Source organism: Bacillus sp. FSL K6-0255, from assembly GCF_045040725.1.
GTDB lineage: Bacteria > Bacillota > Bacilli > Bacillales > Bacillaceae > Bacillus > Bacillus subtilis.
The window spans coordinates 2,100,790-2,114,313 of the sequence record NZ_CP150278.1 but is presented as its reverse complement, the minus strand read 5'-3'; the positions used below and the strand labels follow the sequence as shown (position 1 = coordinate 2,114,313).

The following is a 13,524-nucleotide window of genomic DNA, read 5'->3' as shown; positions in this document are numbered from 1 at the left end:
CTGTATATATTTTACAATAGTAGTGTTAGTGATAAAAGAGGAGGGTACCAAATGAAGGTTCCAAAAACAATGCTGCTAAGCACTGCCGCGGGTTTATTGCTTAGCCTGACAGCAACCTCGGTGTCGGCTCATTATGTGAATGAGGAACATCATTTCAAAGTGACTGCACACACGGAGACAGATCCGGTCGCATCTGGCGATGATGCAGCAGATGACCCGGCCATTTGGGTTCATGAAAAACACCCGGAAAAAAGCAAGTTGATTACAACAAATAAGAAGTCAGGGCTCGTTGTGTATGATTTAGACGGAAAACAGCTTCATTCTTATGAGTTTGGCAAGCTCAATAATGTCGATCTGCGCTATGATTTTCCATTGAACGGCGAAAAAATTGATATTGCTGCCGCATCCAACCGGTCCGAAGGAAAAAATACAATTGAAGTATATGCAATAGACGGGGATAAAGGAAAATTGAAAAGCATTACAGATCCGAACCATCCTATTTCCACCAATATTTCTGAGGTTTATGGATTCAGCTTGTATCACAGCCAGAAAACAGGAGCATTTTACGCATTAGTGACAGGCAAACAAGGGGAATTTGAGCAGTATGAAATTGTTGATGGTGGAAAGGGTTATGTAACAGGGAAAAAGGTGCGTGAATTTAAGTTGAATTCACAGACCGAAGGCCTTGTTGCGGATGATGAATACGGAAACCTATACATAGCAGAGGAAGATGAGGCCATCTGGAAATTTAACGCTGAGCCCGGCGGAGGGTCAAAGGGGCAGGTTGTTGACCGTGCGACAGGAGATCATTTGACAGCTGATATTGAAGGACTGACAATCTATTATGCACCAAATGGCAAAGGATATCTCATGGCTTCAAGTCAAGGAAATAACAGCTATGCAATGTATGAACGGCAGGGGAAAAATCGCTATGTAGCCAACTTTGAGATTACAGATGGCGAGAAGATAGACGGTACTAGTGACACGGATGGTATTGATGTTCTCGGTTTCGGACTTGGCCCAAAATATCCGTACGGGATTTTTGTGGCGCAGGACGGCGAAAATATTGATAACGGACAAGCCGTCAATCAAAATTTCAAAATTGTATCGTGGGAACAAATTGCACAGCATCTCGGCGAAATGCCTGATCTTCATAAACAGGTAAATCCGAGGAAGCTGAAAGACCGTTCTGACGGCTAGAATAGAAAGCAGCTTGTGCAGCTGCTTTTTTCTATGAATAAAAAAATCGTTCATAGCAATGAACGATTTTTCAAGAAAGCGCCAGATGAATCGCTTTTAGTTTTGCAGGAAGCTCATCAAACGTAAATGCGGGTACGGTCTCTTTATAATTGGCTGCTGCAGCTTTTTGCCGTTCTTCAGGGTGGTTGATATAGAAAGCGGCTTTTTCCTTAAAGTCGTTCATGCCGTGATAAGAAATAAAGGATGAAAAAGGATGCGCCGCGGGTAAATCTGTTAATTGAAATGCTTCGCATGCAGCGATATCAAACGTTCGGTTATTAAAACTGGCATTTTTGATGCGCATAGTATTTTGGTTGAAAGCAAAATGATAGGGACGATGCGCATTAATTACGATGTCTGCCCCATTATAATAATGAACGGCCTGTTCGGGTGGAACCCATGTGCTGACGACATCAATATGCGGCTGTTTGAGCACTTTTTTAGGCAGATATTTTCCCCATTCCTTGCCGATTACCCGAACCGTGAATGGCAGATGGACCGCTTCTTTCGTAAGCTGAACCCGATTAGGGTAAGGATAGCCGATGATTAACAGATTTGAATGATAGGAATGTTCGGTGCCCATTTTTTTAAACAGCCGATGGTTAACTGGTATCGGAACATAATAGACGTTCTGGTAGCCGAGCTCTTGATAGTAGAGAGCTGCATTTTGTTCTATCGTTAATATGGCGTCAGCAAGCTTAATTACCTGAAGGCTGATATCCATATAAAATGGGTCTTCGGTCAGCCAAACATACACGGGGATATCCTTACCCTTTAACCAGGTCAGCCAGTCGTGAGGAACGCGGTCTCCAACCATCATAAGTGTGAAGTCCGGCTGAAACGCTTCGATCTTCATCAAAGATTCTGCTTCAGGTTTATCTGCAATCATATACTCTGTATGAGTGTTCTGAAAACATTCTTCAGCCCAGCGATCAAAATAACTGTATATTCCTCCGTATCCCGACTGGATATACAAGACTTTCATCGGATGTTATGAAAAGAACGTAACGCTTTCTACTTTGTCTACATCAATTAATGTTGTAGCTTGGCCTGCCGGAGTGACGGAGCTTTCCTGTGTTACAAAGACGATACCGTGAACTTGATCGAAAGCAACGAAAACAACCGGTCCGATCATGTCACCTGAATCAGTCACAATGCTGATTGTAGTGCCTGGCGTAATTCTGGCAAAAATCCATCTTGCCGGAAGAGAAGGGTCTAAAAGAGATTCTGCCGTAACCGTTTCACTTTCATCTACTTTTTGATCGATGGCAGCATCAAGCAAGGCTTTAAGATTACTATCCATATTTTCTCCTCCTTCTGTTGCAGTTGGAAATAAAGGGCTTAAAACGGCTTTAATTAAATCCTTTTTTAACTGTGCATTTTCAGAGCTCATTACACACACCTCCTATTCGATAGTGAACTCACGTTATTCATATTCTTCCGGCTGTTATTTGGTATGAGTCGAACGCCGTACCTGATCTATTTTTCATCTATTTAAGGAAAATGCTGATTTTTTAATGGAGTGGACATAGCCTATACCATAAATCGAAGTCGCACATATTGTGAAACAGAGATAAGGATAAGGGAGAGGGATGATTTGGATTTAGAGAAACAAGTGGATCGAGAAGAAAACCAAGATGATCTGCATTTTATTTTGCTTTTGCTGATTCTGCTTATACGTCAATCGTCTTCTGAAGGAAATCCATCTGACCTCAGACGCCAGCTTGTTTTTGCAAAAGAGCTGGGCGTACCGGTTTCAAAAGTCAATTTGATCAACGGAGATACACTTCAAAATGTCATCGTAAAAGAAGTTCTGACTGATTTGGTTATTTTCCAAAACCCGTTAAATAACACGAGATCTCATGTTTCACTCTCAAGTGTTGTAAGCTGGGGTGCTTTTTAAATGATGACAGAGGCTCTGCTTGCTGCGGAGCCGTTTTTATGTTTGACGGAGGGAGGCGGTATAGATGGGAGAGAAAGTGTCTATTATTTTAACAAGTTACAACAAACCCGATTATTTGCAAAAAGCGATCGAAAGCGTGATACAGCAAACGCATGATCTTTGGGAGCTTTTTATCATGGATGATCATTCGAATGCAGAAACAACTGCGGTGATTCACAAGTATCTCCATGACCGGCGCATTCAATATCATAACAGTTTCGTGCATCCTGCAGATCGATTAAAAACCGCCCGTTATGCCACATTAATTAACAGTGCGCTCCCATTTGCAGACGGCGATTACATTTCCTATCTTACTGACGACACTGTTTATCATCCTGAGCGGCTGAGCCGTATGGTGCAAGAGTTTTCACATAAGCCTGAAGCGCAGGCGGTCTATTCAAAACAAAAAGTTGTACATGTAAACGAAAGGGGAGAGGAAATCTCACATTTCTACAGAAATGCCAATGCAGTGCTTGATCAGGCCGCTTTTCAAGTTGATCATTGCTCAGTTATGCATCGCCGTTCGTTACTTAATTTCATCCATCATAAATTTGGAGGCTACTGGGATGATGATATGAAGCATTGGAATCATGGCGACGCAATTTTTTGGGCGAGACTCAACAACTTTACCCCATTTCTGCCGATAAATGAAGTATTAGACACAACCTATAAAACCCCAGATTCATTTCAAAATGCATATCGGTTTCTGCCCGCCGATTTGATTGACGGCTCTTTTGTAAAAGGTTCAGATCAAAATGTGTATTTTTTTGATCAGGGTGTAAGGCATCCTGTTGGAGAAAAGTGGGGTTTTTTGTATCTAAATCGGACTGTCGCTGTTCCAGACCCATATTTATTCCAATATAAGATTGGCAAAATTTTAAACATTCCGAATTATATTTTAGTAAAGGAAGCTGACCATCCTGCAATATTTTATATCGAAGCCGGAAAAAAAAGGCGAATTGTGGACCAGTATGCGTTTCAATTTTATCAATTTCAAAGAAAAGACATAGTGACAATTGGAAAAGAAGAGATGGAGATGCTTCCGGAAGGGCCGCCGATTACGTGGAAACGATCTGAATTGATCAAAAATCCACCTGGCCGACGGGTGTTTTTCATCGAACGCGAGCCGTTTTTGTTTCTAAACGGCGTCTTTCACCCGATTAGTGAACAAGTAACAAGGAAATTTTTTTTACATCAGAAGCCAATCTCCGCTTCTTTCCGAAATATTCAGCAATTTCCAATTGGAAAGCCGTTTTATCCGGTGTACGATGAGATTATAAAGAAATTGAATATTGCAACAGAGTAAAGGTATAGGTCATAAAAAGGAGACGTTCATGACAGGACATTATTCAAAAACGGAACATCAATATATATTGTTAACGTCTGAATCGGCATCGTTTGATCATTACAGCGTATACAGAGATCCGCAGCTTCCGCAAATTTTTTCTCATAACTTTGTTCAGCTCCATGATACGTTTCCATTGGAGCGGTTACTTAACTTTTTACCCTCCGTACCAAAGCTGCTTGATGCGAATTATCTCCATTTAAAAGCGTCGCCGCAGCATGTTTTTCCGCTCGGCTTGAAGCAGTCGCTTGTAAAAAGCGGTTTTGTCGTCGAGGATGAGCTACTATATGACATGAAGCTTAGTGACTGGAAGGGGCAGATGGGACATCCTTTAACCGCATGGGGGACGGCGAAAAGTCTTAGCGACGGATCTTCTATTATGAAAATTTACGATTCCATTTATATTGGAGAAGCAATCGCTGAACAAAAATTAAAAAGAAAATATCCTTTCTATGAAGCAGGTATAATCATTCTTGTTGTTTGTTACAGCGACCAGGCACAGAAAGTTCCCATTGGGTGCGGCGAGCTGTTTATCGATCATCAAGAGAAAACGGCTAAAATCGAAGAAGTGGCAATTTTAGATCAGTTTCAAAGGAAGGGCTACGGCAGTATCTTAGTGAAAGAAATGCTGTCCATCGCCAAATCACTAGGAATGGAAGCAGCCTACTTAGTTGCTGCAAGCACTGACGGTGCAACTCAGTTTTACGAAAAGCTGACGTTTAAAAAATATGAGCGGGTGCATACTGTATTTCATTATTTCCTTACATGAAATAGGCGTTTGCACAAACCATTTGGGACTTGGCCCGCATAAAATGCCGTATATCGTGATAAGAAAGGATGAAAACAGCATGTATGGATACTCTGGGTACGGTTACGGATTTGGCTGCGGGACAAATACATTTGTGTTAATTGTTGTCTTGTTCATTTTATTAATTATTGTTGGAGCCGCTTTTATTTGCTAGATGCTGAAATTCCAAAAGAGCCTTCCCTATTAGGAAGGCTCTTTTTATGTGAAAAAGTTTTTGCGGGGAACGTCATGCCGCCATTTGGACACTCATACAATATGGTAAAAGGGGTTTTGAGGTGGGAGCATGAGCAGTTATTTGATTAAGCCAGAGCTTAGCTCGGCCTATCCGGTTGTCAGTTATGCGAAGGGTTCATATGTTTATGATCAGACCGGAAAAAAATATCTCGACGGCTCGTCAGGTGCGGTGACATGTAATATCGGCCACGGAGTTCGTGATGTGACTGAGAAGCTGAAAGAACAGCTTGATCAGGTGTCTTTTGCTTACCGCTCACAGTTTACGAGTGAGCCCGCCGAGCAATTAGCCGCTCTCTTGGCACAGGAGCTGCCCGGAGATGTGAATTGGTCTTTTTTTGTCAACAGCGGATCAGAAGCGATAGAAACAGCTATGAAAATCGCCATTCAGTATTGGCAGGAAAAAAAGCAAACACAAAAATCCATCTTTTTGTCTCGATGGAGCAGTTACCACGGAATAACTTTGGGAGCGCTTTCATTGTCTGGTTTTTATGAAAGGAGATACCGGTTCACCCATCTCATTGAGCGGTATCCAGCTATCTCAGCTCCACATATTTATCGGCTGAATCACGAGACAGAAGAAGACTTTGTTCAGACTGCAGCTGATGAACTGGACACTATGATCAAAAGAATCGGAAGCCAATTCATCGCCGGCTTTGTGGCTGAGCCTATTATTGGTGCTGCAGGAGCAGCGATTACTCCGCCTCCGGGATATTATGAGAGATTAAGTGAGGTATGCCGCTCACACGATGTGCTTTTTATTGCAGATGAAGTGATGACGGGGCTTGGGAGAACAGGAAGGATGCTCGCGACAGAGCATTGGGACACCGTACCTGATATTGCTGTACTGGGGAAGGGACTCGGTGCGGGGTATGCGCCTATTGCTGCTGCCGTCGTATCTGATTCTATTATTGAAACGATAAAACAAGGGTCAGGTGTGATTATGAGCGGTCACACATATAGTGCACATCCCTATTCAGCCAAAGCTGCTCTTGAAGTTTTGCGATATGTGTTAAAGCACGGCTTGATCAAACAATCAGAAAAAAAGGGCGCTGCGCTGAAGAAGAAGCTTGATGAGGCGGCATCTCAAAGCGGCATTATAGGTGATGTGCGCGGAAAAGGACTGCTATTAGGCATTGAATTTGTGGCAGACCAAAAAACGAAGAAAGTGTTTCCGCCAGAGCAGGCGATAACCCAGATTATTGTCAGCGAGGCGAAAAAACGCGGGCTGATTGTTTATCCTTCCAAAGCTGGAATAGACAGTGGAGAAGGAGATGCTGTCATTATTGCTCCTCCTTTTACCATTTCAGACGGTGAAATGGAAGAGCTTATCTCTATTTTTTCAGAAACAGTTGCAGCGGTCGAAAAAAACTTAAAAAAGGATTGACATTAAATGGCGCCATTTCAAAAAGCAATCAGCATTGACACAGCAATTGCAGATGTTCGGGATGGATCGGTTCTGATGTTTGGCGGTTTTGGGGGAGTCGGGTCGCCTCCTTCATTGATTGAAGCGATATTGGACAGCGGTGTAACGGATTTAACTGTGATTTGCAATGACGCCGGTTTCCCGGATATCGGGATCGGCCCGCTTATTGTTAATCAACGGGTCAAAACCCTGATCGCCTCGCATATCGGTTCCAATCCTGTAGCCGGAAAACAGATGACAGAGGGGACGTTAGAGGTTCAATTTTCACCTCAGGGAACGCTTGCGGAACGGATTCGCGCCGGCGGAGCGGGGCTTGGCGGTATTTTAACCGACGTGGGCATTGATAATCAAATGGTTTGCGAAAAAAAGGACATTGTAACAGTGGCGGGAAAACGATACTTGATTGAAGAGGCGCTGACGGCTGATTTTGCTTTCATCAATGCTTACATTGCAGATGAATTCGGCAATCTAACGTATGACAAAACCGCGCGCAATATGAACCCGCTTATGGCAATGGCCGCCAGGAGAACCTTTGCCGAATCTGAGCGTATCGTTCCGATGGGTGAGATTTCTGAAGAAATGATTGTCACACCGGGGGTTTTTGTTGAGGGAGTTGTACGAAGCGAGGGAGTGAAGTGGAAATGGGCTTGGGAGTAGCAGAAAGAGAACAGATTGCAAAACGGGCTGCTACTGAAATTAAGCAGGGCATGATTGTGAATCTCGGTATCGGTATCCCATCCTTGGTACCGAACTTTTTGCCGCCTGACATGCAGGTCATGTTTCAAGCGGAAAACGGTGTCCTTGGCATTGGAGAAAGTCCCGAAAAGGGAGAAGAGGATGCGCATTTATGCAACGCCGCGGGCTATCCTGTCCGCGCTGTAAAAGGGGCGTCTTATTTTGATACAACCATGTCTTTTGCGATGATCAGAAAAGGCAAAATTGATATTACGATTTTAGGCGCCCTGCAGGTGAGCCAATCAGGAGATTTGGCAAATTGGCTTGTTCCGGGAAAAAAGGTGCCTGGTATGGGCGGGGCGATGGAGCTTGCCCAAAAAGCGAAAAAAGTGGTTGTCGTCATGAGTCATACAGATCAAAAGGGAAGGCCTAAATTAACAGAAAGATGTACGCTGCCATTAACTGCTGCAGGCTGTGTAGATTTGATTATTACCGAAAAAGCGGTTCTTGAGGTCGATAGCCATCACTTCATTTTAAAAGAGCTGATGAATGGCTCGACAATCGATGAGGTGACGAGGCTGACAGAAGCTGAAATCAAAATAGATATGCCTTTTTCTTAAGAGGGGGAATGAGGATGCAAGACATTGAAAGAAAAGTAATCGGGTGGCTTGATCAGCATTCGGCCAAAGCCATTCGTCTTCTCAAAAGGCTGATTGGGGAAAAAAGCACATTGGGGTCAGAGTTTAACGCCCAAGCTGTTGTGCTTGAAAAGCTGCGGCAATTTCATATGGACATTGATGTATGGGAGCCAAGCATAAAGCAATTAAAACAGCATCCCTACTTTAAATCTAACCGATCCGATTTTCATGAGAGCCCGAATATCGTGGCTAAAAAAACGGGAGCCGGCGGAGGCAGGTCCCTGATTTTGAACGGCCATATCGATGTTGTGCCTGAAGGAAGCGTAAAGGATTGGAAGTATGAACCGTATCAAGCTGTCGAAGAAAACGGTAAAATATACGGCCGCGGCTCAACGGATATGAAGGGAGGCAATACAGCCCTTCTTTTTGCTTTAGAAGCCCTGCACGCCTGCAATGTCAAACTGAAGGGAGATGTATTGTTTCAGAGTGTTGTAGATGAAGAGTGCGGCGGCGCCGGTACACTTTCCGCCATCATGAGAGGCTATCGTGCTGACGGGGCGCTGATTCCTGAACCGACGAATATGAAACTATTTATTAAGCAGCAGGGTTCGATGTGGTTTCGGATCACTGTGAAGGGATTATCCGCACATGGGGGCACACGCTACGAAGGGGTAAGCGCGATTGAAAAAAGCATGCACGTTATCACAGCGATACAAGAGCTGGAGAAAGTCCGCAATGCGAGAATTTCAGATCCGCTGTATGACAATATCCCAATACCGGTACCGGTGAATATCGGCACCATCTCAGGCGGTGCCTGGCCATCTTCAGTTGCAGACCGTGTCGTCATAGAAGGGAGATGCGGAATTGCTCCCCATGAGAAACCAGAAGCTGTAAAACTTGAATTGGAAAACTGGCTGAAGGATTTAGAATACCATGACGAATGGTTTAAACGTCATCCCGTACAAGTAGAATGGTTTGGCGCTCAATGGCTACCGAATGATTTACCTGATGATCACCCTTTAATTTCTGTGCTGCAATCAGCCTATCAAAAAATGAAACAGAAAGAGCCGATTATTGAGGCTTCCCCGTGGGGAACGGATGGAGGGCTTTTGTACCATGCAGGAGATACACCAGTAATCGTTTTCGGGCCGGGGGAAACAAAAACGGCTCATCAGGCCAATGAATACATTGAGGTTGAAGCCATGATAGAATCTGCTAAAATTATTGCACTTTTTGTCATGGATTGGTGCGGGCTTCATACAGATGGGGAGGATGCGGATGCTCAAGTCAATAAAGAGTAGCGGTGTCACAGCAGTTTTGGACCATGACGGTTTTAATAAACGAATCAGAGTGGTCCGTTATGACGGAGCCATTGAGAAGGCCCTGCCGGATATCGTGGCAGCGGCAAAAGAAGAGAATGCAGAAAAAATCATCGTCTATGCGAAGCAGCATGATGAGCCAATGCTTGCCAAACAATTATTTGCGCCGGAGGGCTATCTAAAGGGCTATTATCTCGGCCATTCGGCTTGTGTCATGGTACGTTACCTTTCAGAAAGCCGGAGACAAACAGATTCTTATACAGAGGAACAGGAGATCATCGAAGCCATATATCGCACAGCGCCCCGTCTTCGCAACGACAGTACACCCGTTTTTACGATGAGAAAAGCAGAAACAAACGACATGTACCAGCTATCGATGCTGTATAAAAAAGTATTCCGCACGTACCCAACCCCGGTATTTGACCCCGCTTATATTGAAAAGACGATGAATACAAATACGGTGTATTATATCATGCTTGATCATGACCGCCTGATCAGCGCAGCAAGCGCAGAAATCAATCCAGAGCTTGGGCATGCAGAAATAACCGATTGCGCTGTGCTGCCGGAATATCGCGGCCATTCGTTAACAAGCTATTTAATCGAGGCGTTAGAAAAAGAAATGGCTGGAAAGGATATCTTTCATGTATTTTCTCTCGCCCGTGCTTCGTCTTTTGGGATGAATGCTGTGTTGTACCATTCAGGTTATCAGTATGGAGGAAGGCTGATCAATAATTGCTTTATAGCCGAAGGCCTTGAAAACATGAATATTTGGTGCAAGCAACTGTAAGTCAAAATATGCGCGAGGAGGAATTCGTTTGAAAAACAAATGGTATAAACCGAAACGGCATTGGAAGGAGATCGAGTTATGGAAGGACGTTCCGGAAGAGAAATGGAACGATTGGCTTTGGCAGCTGACACACACTGTAAGAACGTTAGATGATTTAAAGAAAGTCATCAATCTGACCGAGGATGAAGAGGAAGGCGTCAGAATTTCTACCAAAACGATCCCCTTAAATATTACACCTTACTATGCTTCTTTAATGGACCCCGACAATCCGAGATGCCCGGTACGCATGCAGTCTGTGCCGCTTTCTGAAGAAATGCACAAAACAAAATACGATCTGGAAGACCCGCTTCATGAGGATGAAGATTCACCGGTACCCGGTCTGACACACCGCTATCCCGACCGTGTGCTGTTTCTTGTCACGAATCAATGTTCCATGTACTGCCGCTACTGCACAAGAAGGCGCTTTTCCGGACAAATCGGAATGGGAGTCCCCAAAAAACAGCTTGATGCTGCAATTGCTTATATCCGGGAAACACCCGAAATCCGTGATTGTTTAATTTCAGGCGGTGATGGGCTGCTCATCAACGACCAAATTTTAGAATATATTTTAAAAGAGCTGCGCAGCATTCCGCATCTGGAAGTCATCAGAATCGGAACAAGAGCGCCCGTCGTCTTCCCGCAGCGCATTACCGATCATCTGTGCGAGATATTGAAAAAATATCATCCGGTCTGGCTGAACACCCATTTTAACACAAGCATCGAAATGACAGAAGAATCCGTTGAGGCATGTGAAAAGCTGGTGAACGCGGGAGTGCCGGTCGGAAATCAGGCTGTCGTATTAGCAGGTATTAATGATTCGGTTCCAATTATGAAAAAGCTCATGCATGACTTGGTAAAAATCAGAGTCCGTCCTTATTATATTTACCAATGTGATCTGTCAGAAGGAATTGGGCATTTCAGAGCTCCTGTTTCCAAAGGTTTGGAGATCATTGAAGGGCTGAGAGGTCATACCTCAGGCTATGCGGTTCCTACCTTTGTCGTTGACGCACCAGGCGGCGGCGGTAAAATCGCCCTGCAGCCAAACTATGTCCTGTCACAAAGTCCTGACAAAGTGATCTTAAGAAATTTTGAAGGTGTGATTACGTCATATCCGGAACCAGAGAATTATATCCCCAATCAGGCAGACGCCTATTTTGAGTCCGTTTTCCCTGAAACCGCTGACAAAAAGGAGCCGATCGGGCTGAGTGCCATTTTTGCTGACAAAGAGGTTTCGTTTACACCTGAAAATGTAGACAGAATCAAAAGGAGAGAGGCATACATCGCAAATCCGGAGCATGAAACATTAAAAAATCGGCGTGAGAAAAGAGATCAGCTCAAAGAAAAGAAATTTTTGGCGCAGCAGAAAAAACAGAAAGAGACTGAATGCGGAGGGGATTCTTCATGAAAACATGCGAATGGTGCGGCGAGCTTGAAGCGGTGCCCGGCAGGAACACGGTGTACTGGGAGCTCCCTGATGGATCGAGGGCTATAGAACTGACAGACACCCCTGCCATGGTATGTTCTTCCTGCGGTATGACCTATCAAGAGGAAAACACGGTTAAGGAGATTGAGGATCAGCTGCTTTTAATTCAAACAAAAAAACTGCCTGAAAGCCTGACATATCAGCAGCTCATGGAGACAGAAAGAATTTTGAAACGCAACTATTTTGACTTCTCCTGAGTCATGTTTCAGTATTCTTTTGTTGTAATTTTACACTTGAACTGTATAATAGAACAACAAAAGACAGACACCAGGAGGGGAAACCCATGAAATCCTTTTATCACTATTTATTGAAATACAGACACCCTAAGCCGAAGGACAGCATCAGTGAATTTGCCAATCAGGCGTATGAGGATCACAGCTTTCCAAAAACATCTACCGATTATCATGAAATCAGTTCATATTTGGAGCTGAATGCTGATTACCTTCACACGATGGCGACGTTTGATGAAGCTTGGGATCAATACGAGTCTGAAGTGCACGGCAGATAATAGCTGTTTCATCCGCAGATAACTGCGGATTTTTTTATGTCCCCCATACCATAATTGGATATTTCCTTTGGTTTTCATGCCCATGCGAATTGGCTTCACCCGGCATACGATAGCGTATGAGAAATGTTGCGGCGAGGGGGAGACACCATGAAGCAAAATAAACCGAAATTCCAAGTAGGGGATATCGTAGTCGTCATTATGTATGGAACAGTCGGCACCATCACAAAAGTACACCAAATTGATAAACACTATCTTTATGAAGTCAATCATAACGAAGTTTTATACTTTGAATCATCTATTCAGCTTTATAAAGATTATGAGGGTGTCATTGTCGACATGGAGAAGCTTGATATTGAGTATGAATTCCTTATTGGGGACGTTGTTTATGTAAAAGATTATGGAAAAGAACTCTTTCGCATTATCGGCCATAGAACAGAAATTTGGAGATATTTAGAAGATGGCTGGGAAGATATCATTTATGAGCTGACCCGTTTAAAGGATGGAGAGTGGCTTGAAACGGAGGAAGAGGATCTCACGCTGGTGCTTAGAAAATATGAAATGGACCAGTTTGTGCATCAGCTGTTGTTTGTCCATTATGTCGGAGAAACTGGCCATGAGATCGGCGAAGATATCGCATCGTCTGCTCTTCTTCAGTTTGAAGGCGATGATGAAGATCAAGATACCCTTCACATCCTTGCTGTGTCAATTGTTGATGAGCTTCTGGATATTTATAATGACTACAAAATTCTGTACGAAATGTTTCATGATGAAGAATATAAAGACATGATGATGTTTGTTTTGGAAAGTTTAAAAGAGCATTTCAGTTAGTTTGTGAACATACGGATCAAGACATATAAAAAATATGGCAGACAGCCCCAAATCATCACACGCGTCATTCCTTTGAGCGTTTTTTCCATTATGATATCAAATCTTTCTCCGTCCAGTGCTTCCATCATTTTAGCAATCATAGCGTCAGCCTCCCATGGCTCGTTTTTTATTCAATATATGACTGAAAGAATTGTTTAGAACACCGGGTATAATTCAGCCTGTTTTTTCATAAAACATAAAAAAGGAGGCGGTACGG

18 protein-coding genes are annotated in these 13,524 nt (G+C 43.6%); 15 read left to right on the top strand and 3 right to left on the bottom strand.

The window, feature by feature from the left end:
- The first annotated feature begins 51 nt into the window (after positions 1–51).
- Complete coding sequence (locus tag MHB62_RS10610; RefSeq protein WP_003230820.1) at positions 52–1,200, top strand: phytase; 1,149 nt, start codon at positions 52–54, stop codon at positions 1,198–1,200.
- Between the two features lie 70 nt (positions 1,201–1,270).
- Here MHB62_RS10610 and cgeB read toward each other — a convergent pair whose 3' ends face one another.
- A complete protein-coding gene (cgeB, locus tag MHB62_RS10605; RefSeq protein ID WP_032722018.1) occupies positions 1,271–2,224 on the bottom strand; it encodes a spore maturation protein CgeB in 954 nt (317 codons plus the stop codon).
- A 6-nt stretch (positions 2,225–2,230) separates the two neighbouring features.
- Complete coding sequence (cgeA, locus tag MHB62_RS10600; protein WP_015251873.1) at positions 2,231–2,632, bottom strand: spore crust protein CgeA; 402 nt, start codon at positions 2,630–2,632, stop codon at positions 2,231–2,233.
- A gap of 204 nt (positions 2,633–2,836) precedes the next feature.
- Between cgeA and cgeC the strand changes: the two genes are divergently transcribed.
- From cgeC to MHB62_RS10530, 14 genes are all read left to right on the top strand, one after another.
- On the top strand, positions 2,837–3,142 hold the full coding sequence (gene cgeC / locus MHB62_RS10595) for a spore maturation protein CgeC (protein ID WP_003230826.1): 306 nt from the start codon (positions 2,837–2,839) through the stop codon (positions 3,140–3,142).
- A 64-nt stretch (positions 3,143–3,206) separates the two neighbouring features.
- The gene (cgeD, locus tag MHB62_RS10590) at positions 3,207–4,487 is read left to right on the top strand and encodes a spore maturation glycosyltransferase CgeD (RefSeq protein ID WP_032722017.1); all 1,281 of its coding nucleotides are present in this window, start codon (positions 3,207–3,209) and stop codon (positions 4,485–4,487) included.
- Between the two features lie 28 nt (positions 4,488–4,515).
- Complete coding sequence (gene cgeE / locus MHB62_RS10585; RefSeq protein ID WP_015383898.1) at positions 4,516–5,295, top strand: spore maturation N-acetyltransferase CgeE; 780 nt, start codon at positions 4,516–4,518, stop codon at positions 5,293–5,295.
- Positions 5,296–5,338: 43 nt separating this feature from the next.
- Positions 5,339–5,488, top strand: a complete 150-nt coding sequence (locus MHB62_RS10580; RefSeq protein WP_015251877.1) for a YjcZ family sporulation protein — start codon at positions 5,339–5,341, stop codon at positions 5,486–5,488.
- The gene (locus MHB62_RS10575) at positions 5,482–5,637 is read left to right on the top strand and encodes a hypothetical protein (protein WP_015714119.1); all 156 of its coding nucleotides are present in this window, start codon (positions 5,482–5,484) and stop codon (positions 5,635–5,637) included. The genes MHB62_RS10580 and MHB62_RS10575 overlap by 7 nt, the downstream gene beginning before the upstream one ends.
- Entirely contained in the window at positions 5,618–6,952 is a 1,335-nt protein-coding gene (locus MHB62_RS10570) for an aspartate aminotransferase family protein (RefSeq protein WP_032722016.1), read from the top strand. Before MHB62_RS10575 ends, MHB62_RS10570 begins: the two co-directional genes overlap by 20 nt.
- Positions 6,953–6,958: 6 nt before the next feature.
- The gene (locus MHB62_RS10565; protein WP_032722015.1) at positions 6,959–7,648 is read left to right on the top strand and encodes a CoA transferase subunit A; all 690 of its coding nucleotides are present in this window, start codon (positions 6,959–6,961) and stop codon (positions 7,646–7,648) included.
- Positions 7,633–8,286: a 3-oxoacid CoA-transferase subunit B gene (locus MHB62_RS10560; protein ID WP_015383895.1), complete on the top strand. Its 654-nt coding sequence runs from the start codon at positions 7,633–7,635 to the stop codon at positions 8,284–8,286. The genes MHB62_RS10565 and MHB62_RS10560 overlap by 16 nt, the downstream gene beginning before the upstream one ends.
- 8 nt (positions 8,287–8,294) lie before the next feature.
- Positions 8,295–9,605, top strand: coding sequence for a peptidase (locus MHB62_RS10555; protein ID WP_072692686.1), 1,311 nt, complete (start codon positions 8,295–8,297; stop codon positions 9,603–9,605).
- Positions 9,583–10,410: a putative beta-lysine N-acetyltransferase gene (gene ablB, locus MHB62_RS10550; RefSeq protein WP_032722013.1), complete on the top strand. Its 828-nt coding sequence runs from the start codon at positions 9,583–9,585 to the stop codon at positions 10,408–10,410. Before MHB62_RS10555 ends, ablB begins: the two co-directional genes overlap by 23 nt.
- A gap of 28 nt (positions 10,411–10,438) precedes the next feature.
- Entirely contained in the window at positions 10,439–11,854 is a 1,416-nt protein-coding gene (gene ablA, locus MHB62_RS10545; RefSeq protein WP_015714115.1) for a lysine 2,3-aminomutase, read from the top strand.
- On the top strand, positions 11,851–12,129 hold the full coding sequence (locus MHB62_RS10540; protein ID WP_032722011.1) for a YokU family protein: 279 nt from the start codon (positions 11,851–11,853) through the stop codon (positions 12,127–12,129). Before ablA ends, MHB62_RS10540 begins: the two co-directional genes overlap by 4 nt.
- Before the next feature lie 86 nt (positions 12,130–12,215).
- The gene (locus tag MHB62_RS10535; RefSeq protein ID WP_003231160.1) at positions 12,216–12,440 is read left to right on the top strand and encodes a YozE family protein; all 225 of its coding nucleotides are present in this window, start codon (positions 12,216–12,218) and stop codon (positions 12,438–12,440) included.
- Between the two features lie 147 nt (positions 12,441–12,587).
- The gene (locus tag MHB62_RS10530) at positions 12,588–13,268 is read left to right on the top strand and encodes a hypothetical protein (protein ID WP_014480050.1); all 681 of its coding nucleotides are present in this window, start codon (positions 12,588–12,590) and stop codon (positions 13,266–13,268) included.
- On the opposite strand, the gene MHB62_RS10525 is transcribed toward MHB62_RS10530, so the two are convergent.
- Positions 13,265–13,408, bottom strand: coding sequence for a hypothetical protein (locus tag MHB62_RS10525; RefSeq protein WP_003231164.1), 144 nt, complete (start codon positions 13,406–13,408; stop codon positions 13,265–13,267). The genes MHB62_RS10530 and MHB62_RS10525 overlap by 4 nt on opposite strands.
- Positions 13,409–13,524 lie beyond the last annotated feature (116 nt).